This window comes from Colwellia demingiae (assembly GCF_007954275.1).
Lineage (GTDB): Bacteria > Pseudomonadota > Gammaproteobacteria > Enterobacterales > Alteromonadaceae > Colwellia > Colwellia demingiae.
Window position 1 is genome coordinate 396,728 of record NZ_VOLT01000001.1, and the last position, 25,183, is coordinate 421,910.

Below are 25,183 nucleotides of genomic sequence, written 5' to 3' on the forward strand. Positions count from 1 at the left end.
TAAATACCTCTTAACATTCCAGCTCGGTACAGGGTGATCTTCCACCTAATTCAATAAACTCTGCCTTATCGATGGCAACAAATTTCACCCTATCGCCTACTTCAACAGGCATCGTTGGCTCTGCTTGTGCGTTAAACATATCAAGAGGACATAGACCTATAATATTCCAACCACCAGGAGACTGCGCTGGATAAACGGCAGTTTGTCTATCGGCAATAGCTATGGCGCCTTTGGGAACTTTTAGCCGTGGCGTAGTTAATCTGGCCATGGCAATGCGCTCATCAACTGCACCTAAATAAGCAAAACCTGGAGCAAACCCTATGGCATACACTCGGTATTCCTGCGCTTGATGTAAGTAAATAACTTGCTCAATTGTCAATTTGGCGTGTTTCGCAATGCGCGGTAAATCCACTCCGGATTCGAGTGAATAATAAGCGGGCAACTCAATTAATCGACCCTGCTTGTTATTTACGCTGCCACATTGTTTCAAGACACTTTTTAGTTTATTGCGCAAATCGTGGTGATCTATTTCAAGTAAATTAAAGACCACTAAAATTGATGCATACGAAGAAATAAGATCAATAATTTCAGTTGAAAAGTGCTGACGGATAAGGTGATCCGCTTGCTGAACATTACTGCTGATATTTGGAGTAATAACTGACGACTCTTGTCCTTTATCTGAAAAGTAAAGCATCAAAGAATTTTCACCCGCAACTTCAAGGCGAATACCGTCGTTTATCAGCGTTGACATTAGCTCAACAGCGCTTTAATTTCACTAATAGCCTGTACACCTGCGATATTATCACCGTGAACACATAAACTATCTACGCTAAGCTTCAGCACTTTACCTGAGATGGTGGTTACTGTGCCTTGCTCTGATAATTGTTTAACCTGGGCAAGCATAGCTTCTTTATTTAACACCGCACCCGATTGACTACGTGCTAATAATCGGCCTTCATCGTCATAACAACGATCTGCAAACGCCTCACTATAAATAACGAGACCAAATTTATTTGCTTGATCCTTATACTTACCAATATCTGCCGTTGCTTGTAACATCAGCGCAAGTTTTCTGGGGTATTGAGTAAGCGCAGTTAAAATAGCTTCAAACACTTTAGGCTCTTTCATCATGTCGTTATAGAGTGCGCCGTGGGGTTTTACATAATCTAGCGATAACCCTTGGGCACTTGCCATACCGTCAAGTGCTGCCACTTGATAATGGATAAGCGCTATTATTTCTTCTGACGAACAAGCCATTGAACGACGTCCAAAGCCAACTAAGTCAGGATAACTAGGATGCGCACCAACACTTACTTGAAATTTTTTAGCTAATGCCAGCGTGTTTTGCATTACTAAAGGATCACCGGCATGAAAACCGCAGGCAATATTTGCCTGATCAATATGAGGCATGACCTCATTATCAAGTCCCATGGTCCAAGCACCAAAACTCTCACCTAAGTCGCAGTTTAATTTCATCTTAATTATTGCTCGCCATTGTCGTGTTTAATGAATTTTATAATCAATCGTACATGTTTTTATAAAATATTATATACCCAAAGTTAGTGGTTAAAATAGTAACTTATTTATCGCGTTATTTTCATAATAAAAAAGCCGACAAGTGGTTACACTTGTCGGCTTAATTTACCAATCTCAATAAGTTAAGTCATTAGGCTAAACTTTTACACCTAACTCACGTAAACGTTCGAGTAAATAACTGGCTTGAGTATGTTTATCCGATAAAATCACTTCACTACGTGGATGTAAAAACAAAGGCAATGAAATTCGAGACTTATCACTGCCCTTACCTGTTGGGTTGATAACTCGATGACTTGTTGATGGAAAATACCCACCTGATGTTTCTTGTAACATATCACCAATATTAATAATTAGATTACCGAAATCAGAAGGAACATCAATCCACTCACCATTTTGACGTTGAACTTGTAAACCAGGTTCGTTCGCTGCTGGCAATATAGTCAATAAATTAATATCTTCATGAGAAGCCGCTCTAACAGCGCCAGCTTCTTCATCACCCGTAAGCGGTGGGTAATGTAAGATGCGTAACAGTGTATTTGGCGTCTCTTTAATCATATGAGATAAAGCTTCAGAATACTTACCTGCAACGTCCGTCGGACTGTACTCTTCTACCCAGTCAAGTAACTCGGCTGCGAGCTGTGATGCTAAACGGTAATATTCAAGAATTTCATCATTTAGCTGCGCAGGAATACGTCCCCATGGGTAAACATGGAAATACTCTTTAATATCTTTTTTACTATGACCCTTTGCCGTTTCAGATATTTCAGATGAGAAATAGCCATCTTGCTTTGCAGGATCAAAAGCAAATGCATGTTTCTCTTCACTTAAGAAAAATTCCTGCCAGTTTTTATAAATTGATTCAACTAAACTTTGTTTTATTGGATGATTAACAAGCACAGCAAAACCAGTTTCATGTAAACTTTTAACAAATTTTTCTGCCGCGTCTTTTGCAGTGTAATCTACAACGAGTACTTGCATAATTTTACTTCTCTTTGTCAATAATACTGAGATTTTACTCTTTTCTCGATTTTGATCAACAGCAGGAAGATAAAACCTGACCATATGGTTCGTTTACTTGGTGATTACTAACTTGCATCAATTCCCATTCTTCGCTAGGTTAGCTTTTATCTCTTTGTTTTTCATTTTATTTAAAAAGGCTACTGATGACTTTCAGCATATATTCATGGAAAAAACGTTATTTACACATAGTGTTTTTATTGCTTTCAGCTACTAGCTCAACACTTTGGGCACAAACACTGGTTGTATTGGCCGATACGCCATATAGCGATAAAGAAAAACAAATGTTACAAGGGCCCAATGGCCTACTATATCGTCTTATCAATGAAACAAACCCTACTGTAGTTATGCATCTTGGGGATTTTAAAAGTGGTGGTAAGTCTTGTACTGACGACTTATTGAGAGAGCATAAAGCACTGTTAGCTCAAATCTATCCAGGTAAAATTATCTACACCCCTGGAGATAATGATTGGACTGACTGTGATCGTTCGACATTACTTTACAGTTTTAATGAATTAGAAAGGCTCGATTTTTTAATTAAATTGATGTTTAAGACCCCACCTCTATTAACTAACGATTTACCCTCAATAATGACGCAGCACTCACAAATAGAAAATAAACTATGGATTAATGACCGCTTAGCCATAAGTACTTTACATATAGTTGGAACCAGTAATGGTAGAGCTAATATTGATAAATCAAAACAAGATGATGCTATCAAAAAGGTTGATGCGCGAGACAAGATAAATCTTACTTGGTTAAAAAACATTGAAGATAAGGCAAAAGATTTTGATGCTTTAATTATCGGCTTTCAAGCTGATATTTATCAGCAGTCTGTAGTAGATAGTGGCTCTTGCGACAATTCATCCTTAACAGCTTGTGACGCTTTTTCTTTGTATCGCCAAGCCTTTAAAGATCTAGCCAAGCGGATCAATAAACCAATACTAATTAGCCATGGTGATACGGGAGAGTTCTGCTTTGAGAAATTAGACAGTAACTTATGGCATCTAAATGCGGCGGGTGACTTTCGATATCTTGATGCAACTAAAGTAACCTTTAATAAGAAATCACCTGATAGACCCTTTATTATAAACGGTCTGATTAATCCAGATTTACCCAATATTGGCTGTTCAAATTAATGAAAGTATTCGCGACAATACTTTTTTATTCACACAGGTTGTGCCCTAATATGAAAGTAGTGTAATGTTGTAAAACAAAATCTTGACCCAATGGTTAAGTAAAGTGATAACTATAAATTTAACTGATAGTTCATATTCAAACTAAACGTTGAACTTAAAAGAGAACTATTAATGAAAAACTTAATATTAACAACAATTGGACTGCTATTTATTCTATTCAGCAGTTTTATAGCTCAGGCCAATGAGATAAAAGTTGCCACATGGAACATCGCTTGGCTAGGCTCTCATGAGTACAATCAACGTACCGACGCCGATTACAAAAAATTAGCAAGGTATGCCAAACAATTGAATGCTGATGTTATCGCTTTACAAGAGGTTGAGAGTGAGTTTTGGGCTCGCAAAGTTTTTGGCAATGATTATGATTATTACTTTTCTACCAAAGACTGGGTTCAACGTGTGGGCGTGGCGATTAAAAAGTCTCAACATTTTACTGTTGAAGCTAAAGAATATAAAGCGTTAGATGTAGGTAAAGTTCGCCATGGCATGGATATCACGCTAACAAAAAATGGTAATACATTGCATTTGTTGGCCGTACATTTAAAATCTGGCTGTTTCACTTCGCCATTAGATAGTCGAAGTGTTAAGGCAATGCCGAGTACATCGGTTAAAGAAGAAAAACGTAAAGAGGCCTGTACCAAACTGAGTAAACAAATATCCCCGTTAGAGCAATGGATTGATTTGCATGCAAGCCAAGACGCTGCATATATCGTTCTAGGTGACTTTAATCGACGTTTTTCGCAAGATATTGCTTTAAAATACCCTGAAGATAAAGGTTTGTGGCAAGCATTAAATGATGAGGGACAAGAAGCGCTATGGACGCCAACCGCGACTGCCGAATCAGGGTGTTGGGGCGGTTATTATAAAGAATATATAGACCATATTATTTTTAGCCCTAAAGCCAAAGAAAATTATGTTGAAGCTTCCTTTGAACAACTTTTTTTTAAACCCAAATATACTAAAGAATTATCTCGAAACTTAAGCGACCATTGCCCTATATCAGTAAAGGTTAAGCTTTAACTTTTAGAACAGACTAGGGTCTGTTGATCTTTCGCGGTTAAATTTTGTTCGAGATAAAAGCGTTTTAATCGCGGCGAGTATTGTGTAGCCTAGTCACTCTAAGCAAATACTACTCAACAAAGAGTAAAACGCTTTTAGCCGAATCCTTCAGACAGTGTTTTTTGATCATTTTTACGGCGTTATCGCCTTTTTATGTGGAATAACCACATGACAAAGGCTCTACCTTGTATAAATATCCAAAAAATCGCTGCAAAAAAAATCTCGAAAGATCAACAGGCCCTAATGAAGTCTATAATTAATAAGAATGTAATGTGGGTAACCTTCAATATTCAATGGAGTAACTTTATCCACAAAATTTTCACTGCTAGGACAAACTTTTATCATGTTTAACAACCAACTTCCCCTCGTCGATTTACATCGTCATCTAGATGGAAATATACGCCCAAAAACTATTTGGCAGTTAGCACAACAAAATAATATCAAATTACCCACAGACAACTTTGAGGCGTTTATCCCTCATGTACAAATCACTGATAGTGAAGCTGACCTTCTTGCCTTTTTGAAAAAGCTTGATTGGGGTGTTGGTGTGCTGAAGTCTCTAGATGATGTTGTACGAATCGGTTTTGAGAATGTTGAAGATGCTCATAACGCTAATATTGATTATGCTGAATTAAGGTTTTCGCCCTATTACATCGCCATGGCGCACAACTTACCAATAGAAGGTGTGGTAGAAGCAATTATTGAAGGGGTAAATCAGGGTAGAGATAAGTTTACTACTAAAATTAATTTAATGGGTATTTTAAGTCGTACCTTTGGTGTTGAACACTGCCAAAGTGAACTCAATGCCCTGCTCGCTTATAAAGACGATTTAGTTGCGATAGACCTTGCTGGCGATGAATATAATTTTCCAGGCAGCCTTTTTGAAAGTCACTTCAAACAAGTAAACGATGCGGGACTCAATATTAGTGTCCATGCCGGTGAAGCCGCTGGACCTGAAAGTGTTTGGCATGCTATTAAAACACTAGGCGCAACACGCATTGGTCATGGTGTGGCTTGTGCTAGCGATCAAGCATTAATGGACTACATGCGAGAAAATCAAATAAGCATAGAGTCTTGTCTTACTTCTAACTACCAAACAGGAACGATTAAAGATTTGGCAGTACACCCAGTGAAAACATTTTTAGCAAACGGTCTTACCGTTTGCTTAAACACTGATGACCCTGCGGTTGAAAATATTGAGCTTGCTGGCGAATTTCAGCTGGCACGTGAAGTACTTGGATTGAATACAGATCAAATCAGCCAATTACAACGAAATGCTGTACAAATGAGTTTTTTATCTGAACTAGAAAAGAAAGCACTTCTCAATATTAAACAAAAATCACTATAGTAAGACTAGAATGAGATAGTCTACTTGAACGATACTTAAGTTAGCATTATTATTAACAGCGCATTGTGTATTAATAAGTACTCAATGCTCAGTACGTCAAAAAGTAGTAAAATAAATACAATACAAAGCACTTAATTAAGTGCTTTGTTAAATAAAATCGACATCACCATTATCAGTAAAAAATCCTTGATAGCAGCATGAATGATTCTGTTCTGGCTAGAAACTTACTGAGTTATACCAATCGGACCAATTTATTGATTCGCTTGGTATTATACTTAACCTTAAAAGGATAACTCTTATGCCAACACCACATATTGAAGCACAAGCCAGCGAATTTGCAGAAACAGTTTTAATGCCTGGCGATCCCCTTAGAGCAAAATTTATTGCCGATAACTTTCTAGACGATGCTAAATGCATCACTAAAGTACGTAATATGCTTGGTTACACTGGTACGTATAAAGGTAAACGTGTTTCTGTTATGGGTTCAGGTATGGGTGTACCAAGCATATCAATTTATGCTACTGAACTTTTTAAAGATTATGGCGTTGAAAAGATCATACGTATCGGCTCTTGTGGCGCAGTCAGAGATGACATAAAGATTCGTGACATTGTGATTGGTATGGCTGCGAGTACAGACTCAAACGTTAACAGACAACGCTTTCATAATGTAGATTTTGCTGCTTGTGCCGACTTCTCTTTATTAAAAAGTGTCGTAGATACCGCTGAAAAAATGGGTAAACCAGTACATGTAGGTAATATTTTTACTGCTGATTTATTTTATACGCCGCAACCTGAAATGTTTGCGACCATGGAAAAATATGGGATTTTAGCGGTAGAAATGGAAGCAGCCGGACTTTATGGTGTTGCTGCTGAATATGGTAAAAAAGCACTTACCGTATTAACCGTTAGTGATCATATTAAAACAGGTGAGAAAACCACTTCAGAAGAACGAGAAACTACGTTTAAAGATATGATGGAACTTACCCTAGAAAGCGTACTATAAGCTTTCAAATACAGTTATATTTAACATAATAAAAAGGGTTAGCACTTTGCTAACCCTTTTTTATTTCTTCGCGTGAATATAACTAAGTTTATCTAACTAAAAAAGTTACCATTAAAAGAAATTAGCTTTAAATTCTACCCCAAAGAAACGAGGTTCATTGGTGTAGCCTGTTAAGTTATTAAAATCAATTGCACCTGTAAGCTTTTCTTCATCAAGAATATTTCTCGAAAAAACAGCTACTTCATATTCTGCATCACCAGCGAACCATTCATAACCAACGCGTAAACCACCTTCCGTTATAGCATCACCCATAAATTCTTTAGATTCATATAAGAAGAAGCTGACTTCACTACGATAAGACCAATCGGTATAAATATATAGCTCACCATTACCAATTTCTTTGGTCCAACGAGCGCTTAAATTACCAATCCACTCAGGTGACTGTGGTAATGAATTACCATCAATAATAACTTGTCCATCACTATTAATAGGATCTGTAATTGTACAACCACCACCACATCCTGCAACAGAGATAGTATCATCCTGCAACTCGGTATGGTTGTAACTTAAGCTAGCACCAAAGACCAAGTCTTCAGTTGCCCAAATTTCTGAGTCAAGCTCAAAACCATAACCTACGGCTTTATCAGCATTTAATAAACTGGCAACGTTACCAGTACCACCAACCGCTGTCAGCTGTTGGTCATCAACAACATAATAAAATACTGAGCCATCAATACGCGCCGTATTCTCTAACATAGTTGATTTAAAGCCAGTTTCAATTGACGTTACTAACTCTGAATCAGCGGTAGTATGAGAGGCAGAAAATAGTAAACTACGACCTTGAATGCTTGGTGCACGATAACCTTTTGCTACACGGGCATAAAGGTTCGTTTCGTCTGTCATACGGTAATTAACACTAACATCACCGCTTACTTGTGAATCATCAACGGTAGCATTTTCACTAAATCCTGGAGCACCGAAAGGCGACTGAACTAACGTACCATCCCAAACACGTTCATCATCTGAATAACGAATACCTGCGGTTAAATTCAGTTTATCTGAAAGCTCAAAGTCCATCGAAGCAAAAACAGCCCAAGCCGTTGTTTCCATATTTTGAACAGCGATACCATTTTGATTACCACCACCCAATGTATCAAAGCTCAGGTTGTTTATAGTTAAATCTTCATTGAAATAGAAGAAACCTACTTGATAATCAAATTTTCCAAGATCGTTACTAGACAATCTAAGTTCTTGAGTTATTTGAGAGTGATCAGGCATTTTAGCACCTGTTTCTGAGGTGAAAGGAATAAAACCAGGCCCCATATTTGCTGGATCACAACCAGGAATAGCTGTGATCCCACAGCCGTAACCACCATCAATATCACCTACCGAGAACATTTCTGCAGATTCATAACCTGTTACAGAGGTTATTGTATGGCTGCCAAAGTCATAATCTAACTTTAAGCTGGATCCGTTCATTTCAATGGTTTGATTATTTCGTGAAGCCGCATCGTGATATACAACTTCGCGATCAAAATCATCGACTAAGTCATTAGTGCCTGGCTTAATTATATTCGCTCTAAAAACACGAGCATCGGCATCTGCATCTCTAAAATGATAATTAAACAAGGCTGAAAAATTATCACTTGGTTCCCATAAAAGCTGTATTCTTCCGGCTGTTTCTCCGTAACCACCCAGCTGATCATCTTGTTCAAAACCGGGCGCTTTATTGTCTATCCAATCATCTCTATCTTGCTGTAAAAAAGCAACACGAGCAGACAAGGTATCAGTTAAACCACCACCTACCGCTAAACGTAAATCTGTAGAGTTGTAGCTGCCATATGAAGCTGAAACCGTAGCGTCAAAATCTTGAGTCGGTTTTTTTGATTGAACCTTAATAATACCTGCAGTGGTATTACGTCCAAACAAAGTACCTTGAGGACCACGAAGCACCTCAACCCGTTCAAGATCGAACATAGGCATGCCTTTGGTTAAGGCATTTTCTAAAACAACATCATCATAAATTAATGATACGGGTTGTGATGCAAGTAAATCAAAGTCTGTGTTACCTAAGCCACGAATGTAGAAGCGTGGAAAAGTTCGTCCAAATGAAGATTCAATTAATAAGCTAGGTACTTTTGCAGATAAAGAACGTACATCCATGCCTGATGAGCCTAAAACTTCTAGTTTTTTACTTGTTAACGCTGAAACTGAAATAGGTACATCTTTAACATTCTCGGTTCTTTTACGTGCGGTTACTTCTATAACCTCAACGCCAACAACTTTTGCTCTTGTTGTTTCTTCTGCTGCTAGGGCACTAGTTGAAAAACCAGTAACACTCGCTATGATTGACGCTTGCACACAAAGTGACAATGCGCTTTTTTTAAATATTTTCATTTGTTTACTCCCAGGATTTTTTGTTTTTTATTATGTTTTATGCTTTTTTATCTTTTGTTTTTATTATGTTTTATAGTGTAGTAGAAGTTATACAGGTTATTAAATTAATTGTAGTAGGGCTTACCCTACTACTCACTGTACTTATTACTTTATTACTTTGTTACTTACGATATAGATCTGACAGAAAGCTTGTGCCGTAATCCATTGCTTCTACATTAAATAATTCAGCGACACTTTGTCCTAAATCAGCGAAAGTCTTACGGTTACCAAGGTTTACAGAGTCAATCTGATGATGATAAGCAATAATAGGTACATACTCCCGAGTATGCTCAGTTCCAGACCATGTTGGATCACAGCCATGATCAGCAGTTAAGAAGAGTACATCATCTGCAGACATCGCATGAAATAGCTCAGGAATACGAACATCAAGTGCTTCAAGCTCTCTGGCATATCCAATAGCATCACGTCGATGACCAAAGTCTTGATCAAAGTTCACTAAATTAGTGAAAATGAGTGAATTGTCTTGTGCTGTATTGATATGATCTAAGGTGGCATCAAAAAGTGCATTAAGCCCTGTCGCTTTTGTTTTTTCATCAATACCTTGATGAGCGAAAATATCAGCAATTTTACCAACACTGATAACCTTAGTCCCTGCCTGTGATATTTTATCAAGTACCGTAGGAGCTGGTGGTAACACCGAGTAATCTCTACGGTTACCTGTTCTAGAGAAATTATCGGCACTATCCCCTACAAAGGGTCTGGCAATAACACGTCCTATATTTAAATCACGAAGTAACTCTCGAACCGTTTCACAGTATTTATAGAGGTTATCTAAACCAAAATGTTCTTCATGCGCAGCTATTTGAAAAACACTATCGGCCGAGGTATAACAAATAGGTAAACCTGTTTTAATATGCTCTTGTCCTAAACGGGTAAGAATTTCAGTACCTGAAGCATGGCAATTACCTAACATGCCATCAAAGCCTGTTTCACGATTAATATCGTCAATTAAGGATGTGGGAAAGCTATTTTTTTTGTCGGTAAAATATCCCCAGTCAAAAAGTACAGGTACTCCTGCCATCTCCCAGTGACCACTAGGTGTATCTTTACCAGTACTTATTTCTTGTGCGAAACCATAAGCGCCTTTATTTGGTTCTTGACCCTGATAAGGAAATTTTTGCTCAGAAGCTTGTTCACAAGCCTTTATCAACCCCAGTGCCGATAAGTTGGGTAAGAAAATCTCTTTACCTGTTTCGTTATAATAGGCGCGAGCTAGGTTAGCAAACGTATTTGCGCCCACATCACCAAAATCAACTGCATCTGGAGAATAACCGATACCCAAGCTATCAATAACTATAATTATTGCACGAGCCATAATGTTTCCTTTTTACATTTAATCACAATGATTAAAATAATTTGTCAAAAACTATGACCAACTGGTCAAGTTGTGTTAATTTATCATCTTTACAATTAAGGGTAAATAGAGCTTTATCTAGTCGCTGATTATTTATCTAAACTATAGAGAATATCTTGCGCCTATTACTAACAAAGCTCAAGATAGTAAAAAACACTCTTAATTATTGATATTTGCTTTAACTACAGGCTGAACATTGAAACCAATTAAACCAACAATTATTGCTATCGCTGGCCCTTCGGCCTCAGGCAAGACACTTTTTGCCAAAACAATACATGATGAGCTTATTGAAGAGCTTGGTGAAAGTGGTATTTCTATTATTTATGAAGATGCTTATTATCGTGACCAATCGCATTTATCGATGCAAGAGCGTGAGCAAACAAACTATGATCATCCCAGTGCATTTGAGCACGAACTTTTATCCGAGCACTTAAATAAACTCACTAAAAACCAGACAATTAATAGCCCTGTTTATTGCTACAAAACTCATACGCGGCTCAATGAAAGTAAAATTTTTTCCCCCACTAAAATAATTCTAGTGGAAGGTATTTTACTATTATCTAACAAAGAATTAAGAGAGTGTTTTGACATTAAGGTCTACATGGATACACCCTTAGACATATGTCTCATTAGAAGAATTAAACGAGATTTAGTTGAACGTAACCGCAGTATTGAATCGGTCACTAACCAATATTTGGCAACGGTTAGGCCTATGTATTATCAATTTATTGAACCATCCAAAGCTTGGGCTGATATTGTTATTACCCGAGGCGGTAAAAATAGAATGGCAATTGAGGTGATCAAAGCAAAAATTCGACAACTTTCACAATTACCCCCACAACAATAACCAGAATAATAATATAAGAGGTATTCATGGAATTAGGTGCTTTAAGAGGTGTACTAGGAATTTTCGTTTTGTTAGGTATCGCCTACGCCTTATCAAGTGGAAAAAAATCAATAAATATTCGCACAGTCGGTTTAGCTTTTGCACTACAAGTTCTGCTTGGCGCTTTTGTTTTATATGTTCCCTTTGGTAAAGATGTTTTGCTGTCTATGACCAATGGCGTGCAAAATGTTATTGATAGTGCAAAAGTAGGTATTAACTTTCTTTTTGGTGGTTTAGGTACCGATGCCATGTTCGACAATGGTGTAGGATTTGTCTTTGCCATCAGAGTGTTGCCTAATATTATTTTCTTTTCATCTTTAATTGCTGTGCTTTATTACCTTGGCATAATGCAATGGGTGATTAGAATTATCGGCGGTGCATTACAAAAGCTTTTAAAAACAAGCAAACCTGAGTCACTTTCAGCTACGGCCAACATATTTGTTGGCCAAACAGAAGCCCCCCTTATTATTCGTCCCTACATTGCAAAAATGACCCAATCAGAGCTATTTGCCATCATGGTTGGTGGACTAGCATCCGTTGCAGGTTCAATTTTAGCGTGATACGCTGGCCTCGGTATTGAACTAAAATATCTCATTGCCGCTTCATTTATGGCCGCCCCAGGTGGCCTATTAATGGCTAAGATCATTTGTCCTGAAACTGAACACGATAAGATAGTTACCGAGTCAGTCGATTATGATGATGAAAATGAGAAACCAACAAATGTTATTGATGCCGCAGCTTCTGGTGCTGCATCTGGTCTTAAATTAGCGGTAAATGTCGGTGCAATGTTACTTGCCTTCATAGCGCTAATAGCACTGTTAAATTCCCTCATTGGCGGTATTTTTGGCTTATTCGGTTATGAAGACATCACCATTGAATTTTTCTTAGGTTACCTTTTTGCACCTTTTGCTTATGTTATTGGTGTTCCAGTACATGAAATGCTGCAAGCAGGTAGTTTTATTGGACAAAAAGTTGTCGTTAATGAATTCTTTGCCTATGTTAATTTTGTTGAAATCAAAGATACCTTAAGCCCCGCAACTCAAGCAATTGTCACTTTTGCGTTATGTGGTTTTGCAAATTTATCATCAATAGCCATTTTACTTGGTGGCATAGGTTCGATGGCGCCGAGTCGCAGACATGACATTGCAAGATTAGGCATGCGAGCCATGATGGCAGCAACTTTAGCCAATCTCATGAGCGCGGCAATTGCTGGTATATTTATTTCCTTATAGGAAGTATATATCCGCTTCACTTGAAGATGCATGATTCAGACGTCCTGAAACGAGCATCTTCAAGTGAAGCGGGTATAAATATCAACATTACACAAAAACGATACACGAGAATTTAACACAGGAACAATACATTATGTCTGATATTAAAGCAGTAGCCCAACGAGCACTGTCACTAATGGATTTAACTAGCCTTACCAACACAGAGACTGACCAAGACATTATTGATCTTTGTCATCAAGCTAAATCACCTGCCGGCGAAACGGCCGCTATTTGTATTTTCCCACGCTTTATTCCTTTGGCTAAAAAAGTACTAAAAGCGCAACAAACACCTCACATAAAAGTAGCAACCGTCACTAATTTCCCACAGGGTAATGACGATCTTGATATTGCACTGGCAGAAACAAAAGCGGCTGTCGCTTATGGTGCTGATGAAGTCGATTTAGTGTTTCCTTACCGTGCGTTAATACAAGGTAATGAGACTATCGGTTTTGATATGGTAAAAGTATGTAAACAAGCATGTAGCGGCAGTGCTAAGCTTAAAGTAATCATTGAAACGGGTGAACTTAAAACGGAAGCACTTATTCGCAAAGCTAGTGAAATTTCTATTAATGCCGGCGCTGATTTTATTAAAACCTCAACAGGTAAAGTAGCCGTTAATGCCACACCTGAAGCGGCTAAAATCATGTTAACAGTGATAAAAAATAAAAATACCGCTGTGGGTTTTAAACCTGCCGGAGGCGTTAGAAATGCCGCTGATGCTGCTATTTACCTTAACCTGGCAGATAGTATATTAGGTAATGAATGGGCTGAAGCTAACCACTTTCGCTTTGGTGCCAGCAGCTTACTGACTAGTTTGTTAGACACTTTAGGTCACCAAAGCACCGATCACAAAACAAGTAGCTATTAACAATAGTCATTAAACACAAGGCAGTAATTCAATCTCATGGCTCAGCTATATTTTTATTTCTCTTCAATGAATGCAGGTAAATCAACACATCTACTGCAATCATCTTATAACTATCAAGAGCGTAACTTAACTACCGCTATATATACCGCTAAAATTGATGATAGATTTGCACAAGGTAAGGTAGCGTCTCGCCTTGGTATAGACGCAGATGCCTTTCTATTTGACAGTAACAGTAATCTTTATATAGAAGTTCAGCAAAAGAACAACGCGAGCAAAATTGATTGTGTTTTGATTGATGAAGCTCAGTTTTTATCTACTGAACAGGTTAGGCAGCTCACTGATATTGTTGACTTGTTGCATATTCCTGTACTTGCCTATGGTATTCGTACCGACTTTTTAGGGCAAACCTTTTCAGGCAGTGCTGCTTTACTTGCTTGGGCTGATAAGTTAGTTGAATTGAAGACCATTTGTCACTGTGGCCGTAAAGCTAACTTTGTTGTAAGGCGCGATAAAAACGGTAATGTGGTTCAAGGTGGAGAGCAAGTAGAGGTTGGTGGTAATGAACGCTATGAACCCCTTTGTCGTGCTCACTTTAAACAACTTGTTTGGCAATAAAACAAGGGATTGTTAACCTTAGCAAACATTTGTTGCTTGCTAAGGTTGTTCATTGCTGTTGGTTAATATATTACAGGTGGCAGCTCAGGACTCTCTTCAGAGTAAGTAAGCGCATTATTAAATTGTTCGACGGCTCTATCTGCAGAGTTTTCATCTTTGGCATGAACCCGAGCAATCACTTCGCCACGATTCACTTGTACACCCAGGGGTAATATCCGATCAAAACCAACGCTGTGATCTACCTGCTGTGTGGGGGCGGTTCTCCCTCCACCTAAACCAACCACCGACATGCCAATAGCACGGGTATCCATTTGCGCAATATAGCCATGCTGTGATGCCCTCACCTCGGTAATAATATTCGCCTTCTTCATTGAGTCCCAAGGTTTTTCAACAAAATTTTTCGGTCCACCTAACGCTGACACCATACGATCAAATACTTCAGCTGCTAAGCCCGAACTTAACACGCGATTAATTTTTGCATGAGCATCTTTTTCATCGCTAGCCAGGTTTGTGTTAATAAGCATTGCACTGGCGAGTGCTTGTACAATTTGATGTAAGCGAGGCTCTCGTTGTTTACCGGTTAAGTATTTAACTGTTTCATACATTTCGATGGCATTACCTGCACTGGTACCTAACACCTGATTCATATCAGTAATAATAGCTTGTGTTTTAACGCCAGCCCCATTAGCAACACTGGTAATACTCTCTGCAAGTGCTTGAGCATCCGCTAAGTTATTCATCATTGCCCCGTTGCCGACTTTAACATCCATCACTAAGACATCAAGCCCAGCGGCAAGTTTTTTAGATAATATAGACGCTGTGATCAACGGGATTGACTCAACTGTTGCGGTAACATCTCGAATTGAATACAAACGTTTGTCGGCAGGCGCTAAGTTATCTGTTTGTGAAATAATAGCAACACCAACGTCTTTAACAATGCGCTTAAATTCATCGATGCTTGGCTCTACGTTAAAACCTGCAATACTTTCTAGTTTATCTGACGTCCCTCCTGTGTGACCTAAGCCACGACCAGAAATCATAGGAACATAACCGCCGCAAGCAGCAACGATAGCAGCTAACATAAAGCTAACTTTATCACCTACACCACCTGTGGAATGTTTATCAACAATAGGTCCATCAAAACCTTCCCAGCTCAATACATCACCTGAGTGCATCATCGCTTTAGTAAAGTTAACCCTTTCATCGGTAGTCATGCCATTTTGGAAAATAGCCATTGCCATAGCGCCTACTTGGCTATCTGAAAAGTTGCCGTCAACAAGGCCTGAAACAAAGCCATTTATCGCTTGTTCATCTAATATTTTACCATCACGTTTCAGTCGAATAATCTCTTGAGGGATGATTTTAGCGGTTACAGACATGAATTAAATCCTTATAAGTCTAATAAATCTTTTGGGGTGAATGCATCTGGTAATAATTGTTGTACCGTCCAGATTTTTTGGTCATTTTTGTGGTTTACTGCCACCACTAGCGCTGATTGCTCGAAAAATTCAGCAATCACTTGTCGACATGCACCACACGGAGGAGTCAGCTTGTCTTGCTCTGTGTAAATCATGATGAACTTAAACGTCTGTTTCCCCTGAACAACAGCATGACTAATACAGTTTCGTTCGGCGCAAATGGTCAAACCATAAGAGGCATTTTCAACATTACAGCCGTTAACGATATTACCATCCATAGTTAATGCTGATGCACCGACATGGAATTGGCTGTAAGGAGCATAAGCGCGTTGGTAAGCTTCTTTTGCAGCTGATAGTAGCTCATCAAAACGCTCTATTTTATTTTTATCCATCTTTAAACGCCTTTAGATAATTAACTGTATTTATTATATTAATATAGCATTGCTGACCACATGGTCAAGTTATATATAAGATAAAATACACTGGCATACTGCTAGCCAAAAAAAAAGCCATACTTTTCAGTATGGCTTTACTTTTAATTGACTAAATAGCGTTAACTAATGTCAACTAACACGCTTAAATATTAAGTCTTTAAAAGTCGTAACTTACCCCTACGCGCATTTCCCAAACGGAAGCATCTTTGTAGAAGTTTTGCTCTTCATTACCACTATTGAAGGCCTCATAAAGGTATTTACCATCATCTTGAACCGACATTTCAACCATGCGATTACCAACAAACTCACCTTGTTTCATCACACCCCAGTCATCATTTATCATGTTACCTACGTTTTTAATGATGAAGAATGCGTTGCCTCGGTGTCCTTCTATTAAGCCAGGGATTTCTTGGTTAATTTTAATATCAAAGCTTACATGCCAGTCCGCATTTTGTGCGTTTCGACCAGTAGTTTGACCACGAGCCAGTCCTTCAGCACTAACAAATGCGTCAAATGCTGCTTTGTCAAAATCCGGTCCATAAACAACATTCGCATCATCAACAGTTGGTATATAAACTAACTGACGGTCACCACTCCAGTTACTGTCACCAAAAGCACCATCTGAATCATCATATGTAAATGAATAAGCTTGTCCTTCACTTGCTTGACCAAATAAGCTAAAGCGTGTTTCAAGCCCTCCAATAAGCTCAACACCATAACTAATATTCATAGTAAAACGATGCGGTATCTCATAATTTGAGGTGGTAATTGGCGGGTTAAGTGCATCAGTTGTCGCTAAGTTTCCGTAGTTAGAGCCTGCAACCGCACTGGTCATTGGGTTAGCATCTTCAGACTTGGTATAAGAATAACCAAATGATGCATCTAAACCAAAATCAAAACTTTTACTTAACGCTAATGAAATAATCGTAGAACTACCATCACTCTTAGTATTCGTTAATACATATTCATTAGACACGTTTTTAACGCCATCAGGATGAGTTACTGAATTATATGTCGGACGGCCGTCAAAGGTTTTATCACCATATTCAAGATTGTAATCAAGAATTGTCGCTGAGTCTTGCTTACGGTTATGTAAGATATCTGCCGAAATTATATAGTCATTATCGGTTGTGTAAGTAGCACCTAAGGCATACTTCCATTCTGATGGGATTTCAAAATCAGGGTCAGTCGCATTAACAGAGCCATTACCACTGAGTTCATCTAAGGCGCCAATTTCATCATGCATCACTTGTGGCACACCAAAACCAGGACCTCTTGGGTCAACTGATGGTGTATTAAATAAATCTATCGTCGATCCATCATAATTCACACCAGAATTTGAGCAGGTATCCCATGGATTGATATTCATACATTCTTTAAGACCAATATTCACTAAACCATCGTTTGAATATGAGTTAGATAACCAAACATTAGGGTTACCGCCAGAATAAAGACCGAAACCACCTCTAACTTCTAAATTATCTTGAACCGCCCAGTTAAAACCTACGCGGGGTTGGATTAAGTCAATACCATCCATGTTTTTGTCATTTCTGATACCATAACGTTCTTCAAACTGAGCGTTATAGCGCGGGTTATCGCTACTGGTATAACGGTCATAACGTAAACCTACCGTTAATGTCATATCAATATCAGGTAAGGTGTATTCATCTTGAATATAGAAAGTATGCAAACCATAAGTGAATTCTTGGCTAGCATCACTTGGCACATTAGTACCAGCAGAGTTATTGTAGTAAACACGATCCGCTAAACCATTCTCATATTCATCTATAGAACCAAAACGATACTCACCTACAGTGTGTTGCATAAATAAATTAAATGCCGTTAAACTTTCATACTCATAACCAGCAGTAATGGTGTGTTCATCTAAATAGTAACTACCAGCAAGCTTAAATGTCGTGGTTTCCCAGTTCATTTCGTTCGATTGGCGAGAATCATCCGGACCTAAAAAGATAGTTGTACCATTGTGACGAATTTGCACTTCACCAAAACCGCTATCCGCATCTAAGGATTTTTGTCTATTCTCGAGTTCTGTGTGACCTACTCTTACTTCAGTAGAGAAATTGTCTGTCCAATCAGAGTTAAGTGAGCCTGCAAATGAATTTAATTCTGCACCTGACTCATAAAAATGATTATCTAACGTCATACCCCATTCATCAGATTGGTCTAATTTAAAACCATCATTGTAGTTGTAGACAAAACTAGCACGATGATCTTCATTAATGTTCCAATCTAATTTAACAAGTATTTTTTCATCATCAACCGCTTTACTTGCTGGAGTACCACCCGCGTTATAACCATATTTATCTATTGATATTTGGTTTACACGGTCAATATCCGCTTGTGTAACTTGAGGATCGCTACCACTCATTGGCGAATACTCAAATAATTGCACACCATCTAATTTTTCATAAGAGGTATATAAAAATAATGTATCTGCAATTAACGGTAAACCAACATTAAAACCATAGCGCTTATCATCATAATCACCGTTGTCTTGGTCTTCACCTTCAATGCTGTCACCTTTCAATGAATCATTGCTGTAATCGTAAAATACACTGCCGTGCACTTCATTTGTGCCTGATTTTGTTACTGCGTTAATGTTACAAGAAGTGAAACCACCATATTTTACGTCAAATGGGGCGAGTTCAACCGACACTTGATCAATTGAATCATAAGAGAAAGGAATACGTGTAGTCGGATAACCATTATCATTTAAACCAAAGCTATCATTCATACGAACGCCATCAACAGTTAAACTGTTAAACCTTGGGTTACCACCGCCACACTGAATAGCATCGCTGCGACTTTCATCAATGTAAATACGTGGGTCAATGCGTACAATATCTTTCAGATCACGATTGATTGATGGGGCATATTTTAAGTCATCAGAATTAAAATGAGCTGCTGGTCCGGTACCACCTGACTGCATACTGATAGAGCGACCAGTAACAACAATGGTTTCTAATGCGCTTTCTGAATTTAGCGCCACATTTAACGGGTATGTTTCACCTAAGGTTAAATAAATATCTTTTACTGTTGTATCCTCAAATTTATTTGAATCAACAACAACTCGGTAAGGTCCACCTACACGCAACCCTTTGGCAACGAAAAGGCCTGCTTCGTTAACAGTTGCCGTTTTAGTAGTACCAGACGGTACGTGAACAATAGTAATTATTGATCCAGCTGCAGGATTACCACTTGGCCCTGCAACCCGTCCTTTTATTGCAGAGGTGGTAACATTAGCCATAGCCGCCGTAGAGAGTCCAAGCGCAAGTATTAACGCGCCCGTAATGCGTGAGATACGATGAGTTTTCATCTGTTATTCCTAAGTTATGTTATAAAATAATTATTTTTCTTATGGAAACAAATGATAAAAAGTTAACCACTTGCTCTGTTTTTATTTCTATTGAAATTAGCAGACTTTTATGTCAGTTTCATTACAAATATTTACATATTGATAAGAATGTAAATATATAGAGATGTAAGACCAGTAACAAAAAAGCAACAAGTAAAATACAAACCCTTTAAAAACAATGGGTAGTATGTAAGTTCAGTGATAAAGTTGTGGAAGATAAAATTAATAAATTTTATATATAAAATATTGTTATGAAAAGAGGTAACTTTAATTACATTTGGTTATAAAAACTTTCCATACGGTCAGATAAATAAAAAATACAATCCAGATACAATAAAAACAATAACTTAAAATAAACGAAAAAAGCAGTTCACTTGATAAGATTTGAAGTAATAAAAAAATTGTATAAAAATATTTATGAAACATTAATTTTTAGCCATCTCATCATAAAAATGTAATCAAACAACGATATGATGTACTTTTTGAGTTTAATAAATTACATTCACAGTAAATATTGTTAATAAAAATAATATAAAGAATTTTATAAACAGACGAATAAATTAACTAATAGCAATTTAAGTAATGTGTGATCTATACCTAAACCAATACGATGCGTAAAAACTCGCATAAAAACAATCATAAAAATACTAACGAACACCGAGCCTAAAGAATGACTAGCGCTAATTTAATAAAAAAAACAGGTAATATTCGAGTAAAGAGTCAAGTTAAGATTCTTTCAGCGGCCAGAACAGAGTTTGTACTGCAAGGCTATAGGGGCGCAACAGTTCAATCTATTGCTGATAGGGCTGAGCTACCCAAAGCAAATGTACTCTATTATTTCAAAAACAAAGAGAATATTTATCATGCTGTACTCGAAAATACACTTCAAATGTGGGACGAAGGTATTGGAGATATTGAGCAAAATGAAGGACCTAAAGTTGCGATAGAAAAATTTATTGCCGCCAAGGTAAGAATGTCGTTTAAGCACCCTGAAGCATCAAAAATATATGCCATGGAAGTTATCCAAGGCGCGCAACACCTGAAAGATTATGCTCGTACATACCAACGCCAATGGGTAAGAGAAAAAGCTAAGTTATTTCAACAATGGATAGACAACGGTGAAATGGTTAATGTTGATCCCGTTCATCTTATTTTTCTTATTTGGTCTTCTACCCAGCATTACGCTGATTTTGACACCCAAATATTAACCATAATGAATCAAGCTGATTTCGAAGATAATGATGTTGAAAAAGTTATCGCGTTTTTATCAGACATTATTTTACGTGGTTGCGGCTTAATTTAACTAATTGACGTAAAGAAAAAACCTATTATGAAAAAATATTCAATCATTGCCTTACTTGCCTGGGTGTTCCCCACTATGACTATTGCACACGAAACGACATTAAAAATTGCGACCTTCAATGTTAGTATGGAGGCGTTAAACTACGTTGCCCATAAACGTGGTGAGCCAGTCCATGTTTCAACTAAAACACTTGCTGATGCGTTAGCGAGTGATCATCAACAAATAAAGAATATTGCCGAAATAATACAAAGAATTAATCCTGATATTATTCTGCTCAATGAATTTGATTACCTAAACGATAACAATCAAGCCTTAAAAGGTTTTATTAATAACTACTTAAATAAAAGTCAGCATGGCCAAAAGGCCATTGATTTCCCTTATTTTTATCAAGCTCCAGTGAACACTGGTGTAAATTCGGGTTTAGATTTAGATGGTAACGGTGTAAAGGGCAAGTTGCCTGGAGATGGTTATGGTTATGGTCATTTTCCTGGCCATTTTGGTATGGCACTGTTATCAAAGTACCCAATAGACTTTGATAATATTCGAAGCTTTCAACACTTTAAATGGCATGATATGCCTAATGCGCTCATGCCAATTGATCCCGTAACCAACACACCCTGGTATAGTCAAGCCACATGGCAAGCATTGAGATTATCATCAAAATCTCATTGGGATGTACCTGTTATGGTCAATGGTAAAACTATTCACATGCTTGCAAACCACCCTACTCCCCCTGTATTTGATGGTCCAGAAGATAGAAATGGCAAACGAAATCATGATGAAATACGTTTTTGGCATGATTATATTACCCCTGCGTTAGCTGGCTATATTTATGATGATAATGGACAAAAAGGCGGAATTAAAACCGATCAAACTTTTGTTATGTTGGGTGATTTCAATGCAACTACTGTTGATGGTAATGCTATTAAAGCCGGAATTTCTTCATTACTAAACAATACTAAAATTCAAGATGCTATGCCTCACAGTCAAGCTGGCAAATTACATAAACCTGATAATATTAATGCTAAATACCATACTTCGAATTGGGGTATGAGAGTCGATTATGTCTTGCCCTCAGTTAGCGGATTAGATATTAACAATTCTGGTATCTTTTGGCCTACAGAAACCGACGAAAACTACCGGTTAATAAAAGATAGAAAAGCTTCATCAGATCACCGTTTGGTCTGGCTTGAACTAACTACAAAGAATTGATCGGACTATATTTCACTATTAACCATTAAGAATTAACCACAAAGAACCAATACAATGAAAAAACTACTTTCCGCCGCTTTTGTCACTCTCGCATTGAGTGCTTGTACTACCACTGAACATTCTAGTGATGTTTCATCTGATAACTCAGTAGCTTCAAATTCATCTAACAGCCCTAAAAATATCATCATGATCGTTGGCGATGGTATGGGACCAGCTTATACCACGGCTTATCGTTATTTTAATGATGACCCGACAACAGTTGAAATTGAACAAAGTGTATTTGATAAACATTATGTCGGTTCAAGTAGTACCTACCCAGCAAAAGTATCTGGATACATCACAGACTCTGCTGCTGCTGCAACAGCGCTGGCTACAGGTGTAAAAACTTATAATGATGCAATATCTGTTGATACGAATAAAAATCCGCTTTTGACTGTTTTAGAATGGGCCAAACAGCAAGGTAAAAAAACAGGTGTCGTGGTTACTTCTCAGATAAATCATGCAACCCCTGCCTCTTATCTTTCTCATAATGAAAACAGGAATAACTATAATGCGATTGCTGATAGTTATATCGATGATGGCATAAAAGCCGATGTTTATTTTGGTGGTGGCTGGAAATACTTTATCCGAGAAGACCGAAATTTAGTCAACGAATTTAAAGCAGCGGGTTTTCAATATATAGATGATTATAAACAATTATCCACACTAGAGTTAAATAAACCGGTACTCGGTCTTTTTGGCGATAGCGGTTTACCTTGGGCCCTAGACGATAAAGAAACGCATCGTTTGTCGTTAATGACAAAGGCGGCCACAAAACAGCTTGAAAATCCCAACGGTTATTTTATGCTAGTTGAAGCCAGTCAAATTGATTGGGGTGGCCATGGACGAGATATTGGCGCGGCAATGGCAGAAATGGATGACCTTGCACAAACAATATCTTTTCTAGAAGAGTATGTTGCTAAAAACCCAGATACCTTAGTTGTCCTTACGGCAGACCACAGTACTGGTGGCCTCAGTATTGGAAGAAAAACAGCTAAATCTAACAAAGACATACACAGTAAATATTTATGGCAACCTGAGATACTAAGAACACTAACACTTTCTCCTGAACAGTTTGCCAAAAACTTTTCTAACAACAACCTTACTCTGCAACAAGTTAACGAGACATTAAATTTTGAGATATCTTCTGATGATATGTCTTTGTTATTAGAGTCTAAAAAAGAAGGTATTAAAATATTGGAAAGTTACCAACAGTTATCAAAAGAACAAAGACAAACAAAATGGGCGCCTAAAGTTGAAGGAGCGATTTTGATAGCAATTAAAAAAATTATAGACATAAAGACAAACACTGGCTGGGGTTCAATTAGTCATTCAGGTACACATACCGCAGTAGATGTACCTGTATATGCCTTTGGTAAGGGTAGTGAACAATTTATGGGGCAAATAGATAATACCGATATTGCCAAAAAGATATTTACTTTACTAGGTAAGTAGTAGGTAAAAAATAGTAATAAAAAAGCCGACAAGTGGCCACACGAGTCGGCTGAGCTCACAATAGAGAGCAAAACTAGTTAATACTTTTATATTTTATAACCATTGTCTCTCTGCTAATTTTACTGTTATCCCAAGGTTAATTTGTTTATAAATTAACCTTGGCAATTACCTCTTCCTTTTGATCATTCATGAATCTAACTTTCTCGCCACTTTGTAAGCGCTCTCCGCCACGAACGACCACACTATCATTTACCGATAAAGCGCCCGTTACTGAAACCCAATTCTTTACACCTTGACCCACAAGCACAGCAACCTTTTGTGCTTGTTGGTCGGCATCGATAGTTAACACGTAAGTTTCATTTTCTCGCAACATCAAGGCATCACGCGGTACTAAAATGGCTTCTATAGGCGCTTGTTTAGGTAAAGAGACAGTCACAGCGGTACCCGCTAACATCGCTATGCCATCAGCAGCCAGCCTAACATCAAAAGTACGTGAAGCTTGATCGCCCGCTTGGCTCCATGTACGTACAGGTAGTTCAAGCAAGGTTTTATTCCATTTGACCATCACTTTACTGCCTCGTTGTAAAAATGGTGCGATTGAAATTGGCGCAGCAATTTTAATATCAAGATTCTTAGTATCAATGAGTTGCACTAATGAGCGGCCAACAGAGATCAGTTCACCAACATGGGCAAAACGTTGGCTAATATTTCCTGTAAACGGTGCTCTAATCGTGGTTTTCTCTAAAGAAAGTAAGGTTTGCTCAACGGAGATATTCAGCGCAGCAACTTCGTTAATCGCAATGGTTAAATCTTTATTAACCCGTTCAAATTCACTTAACGCTGAATTGTTTTTTTCGCGTAACTTTAGAAAACGTGCTTTTTGTCCAGTGAGATAATCCACATCGGCTTGATGTTGTTTCACTTCCGCTCTTTGACCGGCTAATTGCAACTTCAAATGGCGATCATCAATTTGAGCTAATAATTGCCCTTTTTTAACTTGACTACCAACATCTTCAATCCACAACAACTGCCCCGTTTGCTCAGCAGATATTGGTGCATTTTTACGGCTGATAACATTGGCAGGCAACCAAATACTTGGTTTTACCTGTTCTTTTTTAACCGATTCGACACTGACTAAGTGCGCTGGCTTCTCTGGCGTTTCCGCCGCATTGGCTTTTTGGCAAAAATTAAGTAAACCAATGACTGAGATAAACGTAAAAGTTATGAGTGCTGAACTATACAAATTAACTGTACTCGACTTATTTATTGAAAGTGCCATTTTGGGTGGTACAACATTGGTTAGCATTAAATTATTCATGATGTGTTCCTTAATCTC

19 protein-coding genes and 2 pseudogenes are annotated in these 25,183 nt (G+C 37.9%); 12 read left to right on the forward strand and 9 right to left on the reverse strand.

The genetic code is table 11. The annotated features are described in order from the left end of the window. Positions 1-10: 10 nt before the first annotated feature. From pxpB to ESZ36_RS01730, 3 genes are all read right to left on the reverse strand, one after another. Positions 11-751, reverse strand: coding sequence for a 5-oxoprolinase subunit PxpB (gene pxpB / locus ESZ36_RS01720; protein WP_146782667.1), 741 nt, complete (start codon positions 749-751; stop codon positions 11-13). Continuing rightward, positions 751-1,476 (reverse strand): 5-oxoprolinase subunit PxpA, encoded by a 726-nt coding sequence (locus tag ESZ36_RS01725; protein WP_146782670.1) that lies wholly within the window; start codon positions 1,474-1,476, stop codon positions 751-753. The genes pxpB and ESZ36_RS01725 overlap by 1 nt, the downstream gene beginning before the upstream one ends. Before the next feature lie 195 nt (positions 1,477-1,671). Beyond that, the gene (locus ESZ36_RS01730) at positions 1,672-2,514 is read right to left on the reverse strand and encodes an isopenicillin N synthase family dioxygenase (RefSeq protein ID WP_146782673.1); all 843 of its coding nucleotides are present in this window, start codon (positions 2,512-2,514) and stop codon (positions 1,672-1,674) included. Between the two features lie 185 nt (positions 2,515-2,699). On the opposite strand from ESZ36_RS01730, the gene ESZ36_RS01735 reads away from it, so the two are divergent. The 5 genes and pseudogenes from ESZ36_RS01735 (at position 2,700) to deoD (ending at position 7,159) form a co-directional block, all read left to right on the forward strand. Further along, complete coding sequence (locus ESZ36_RS01735; protein WP_246128946.1) at positions 2,700-3,692, forward strand: hypothetical protein; 993 nt, start codon at positions 2,700-2,702, stop codon at positions 3,690-3,692. A 171-nt stretch (positions 3,693-3,863) separates the two neighbouring features. Beyond that, a complete protein-coding gene (locus ESZ36_RS01740) occupies positions 3,864-4,769 on the forward strand; it encodes an endonuclease/exonuclease/phosphatase family protein (protein ID WP_146782676.1) in 906 nt (301 codons plus the stop codon). Positions 4,770-4,849: 80 nt separating this feature from the next. Then, positions 4,850-5,068: pseudogene (locus ESZ36_RS22745) on the forward strand (hypothetical protein). Between the two features lie 83 nt (positions 5,069-5,151). Continuing rightward, on the forward strand, positions 5,152-6,156 hold the full coding sequence (gene add, locus ESZ36_RS01750; protein ID WP_146782679.1) for an adenosine deaminase: 1,005 nt from the start codon (positions 5,152-5,154) through the stop codon (positions 6,154-6,156). A gap of 298 nt (positions 6,157-6,454) precedes the next feature. Beyond that, positions 6,455-7,159 (forward strand): purine-nucleoside phosphorylase, encoded by a 705-nt coding sequence (deoD, locus tag ESZ36_RS01755; RefSeq protein WP_146782682.1) that lies wholly within the window; start codon positions 6,455-6,457, stop codon positions 7,157-7,159. Positions 7,160-7,270: 111 nt separating this feature from the next. Here the strand turns inward: deoD and ESZ36_RS01760 are convergent, their stop codons facing one another. Next, positions 7,271-9,556, reverse strand: coding sequence for a TonB-dependent receptor (locus ESZ36_RS01760; protein ID WP_146782685.1), 2,286 nt, complete (start codon positions 9,554-9,556; stop codon positions 7,271-7,273). A 160-nt stretch (positions 9,557-9,716) separates the two neighbouring features. Continuing rightward, positions 9,717-10,931 (reverse strand): phosphopentomutase, encoded by a 1,215-nt coding sequence (locus ESZ36_RS01765; RefSeq protein ID WP_146782688.1) that lies wholly within the window; start codon positions 10,929-10,931, stop codon positions 9,717-9,719. Between the two features lie 235 nt (positions 10,932-11,166). On the opposite strand from ESZ36_RS01765, the gene udk reads away from it, so the two are divergent. From udk to ESZ36_RS01785, 4 genes and pseudogenes are all read left to right on the forward strand, one after another. Further along, positions 11,167-11,817: a uridine kinase gene (udk, locus tag ESZ36_RS01770; RefSeq protein WP_146782690.1), complete on the forward strand. Its 651-nt coding sequence runs from the start codon at positions 11,167-11,169 to the stop codon at positions 11,815-11,817. Positions 11,818-11,843: 26 nt separating this feature from the next. Continuing rightward, positions 11,844-13,088, forward strand: a pseudogene (locus ESZ36_RS01775) (NupC/NupG family nucleoside CNT transporter). A gap of 133 nt (positions 13,089-13,221) precedes the next feature. Next, positions 13,222-13,995, forward strand: coding sequence for a deoxyribose-phosphate aldolase (gene deoC / locus ESZ36_RS01780; RefSeq protein WP_146782693.1), 774 nt, complete (start codon positions 13,222-13,224; stop codon positions 13,993-13,995). Between the two features lie 36 nt (positions 13,996-14,031). Then, a complete protein-coding gene (locus ESZ36_RS01785; protein WP_146782696.1) occupies positions 14,032-14,610 on the forward strand; it encodes a thymidine kinase in 579 nt (192 codons plus the stop codon). Between the two features lie 62 nt (positions 14,611-14,672). Here the strand turns inward: ESZ36_RS01785 and deoA are convergent, their stop codons facing one another. From deoA to ESZ36_RS01800, 3 genes are all read right to left on the reverse strand, one after another. Continuing rightward, positions 14,673-15,989 carry a thymidine phosphorylase gene (deoA, locus tag ESZ36_RS01790; RefSeq protein ID WP_146782699.1) on the reverse strand — a complete coding sequence of 439 codons (1,317 nt, stop codon included), beginning with the start codon at positions 15,987-15,989 and terminating at the stop codon, positions 14,673-14,675. Between the two features lie 11 nt (positions 15,990-16,000). Further along, positions 16,001-16,420 (reverse strand): cytidine deaminase, encoded by a 420-nt coding sequence (locus ESZ36_RS01795; protein WP_146782702.1) that lies wholly within the window; start codon positions 16,418-16,420, stop codon positions 16,001-16,003. A gap of 199 nt (positions 16,421-16,619) precedes the next feature. Next, the gene (locus ESZ36_RS01800) at positions 16,620-19,799 is read right to left on the reverse strand and encodes a TonB-dependent receptor (RefSeq protein ID WP_146782703.1); all 3,180 of its coding nucleotides are present in this window, start codon (positions 19,797-19,799) and stop codon (positions 16,620-16,622) included. 709 nt (positions 19,800-20,508) lie between these two features. On the opposite strand from ESZ36_RS01800, the gene ESZ36_RS01805 reads away from it, so the two are divergent. Genes ESZ36_RS01805 through ESZ36_RS01815 form a run of 3 tightly spaced genes read left to right on the forward strand, consistent with a single transcriptional unit; the run spans position 20,509 to position 23,847 of the window. Then, complete coding sequence (locus ESZ36_RS01805) at positions 20,509-21,141, forward strand: TetR/AcrR family transcriptional regulator (protein WP_146782706.1); 633 nt, start codon at positions 20,509-20,511, stop codon at positions 21,139-21,141. A 27-nt stretch (positions 21,142-21,168) separates the two neighbouring features. Next, complete coding sequence (locus tag ESZ36_RS01810) at positions 21,169-22,353, forward strand: endonuclease/exonuclease/phosphatase family protein (RefSeq protein ID WP_146782709.1); 1,185 nt, start codon at positions 21,169-21,171, stop codon at positions 22,351-22,353. Positions 22,354-22,407: 54 nt separating this feature from the next. Then, the gene (locus ESZ36_RS01815) at positions 22,408-23,847 is read left to right on the forward strand and encodes an alkaline phosphatase (protein WP_146782712.1); all 1,440 of its coding nucleotides are present in this window, start codon (positions 22,408-22,410) and stop codon (positions 23,845-23,847) included. 145 nt (positions 23,848-23,992) lie between these two features. Here the strand turns inward: ESZ36_RS01815 and ESZ36_RS01820 are convergent, their stop codons facing one another. Then, positions 23,993-25,165: an efflux RND transporter periplasmic adaptor subunit gene (locus tag ESZ36_RS01820; RefSeq protein ID WP_146782715.1), complete on the reverse strand. Its 1,173-nt coding sequence runs from the start codon at positions 25,163-25,165 to the stop codon at positions 23,993-23,995. Between the last annotated feature and the right edge of the window lie 18 nt (positions 25,166-25,183).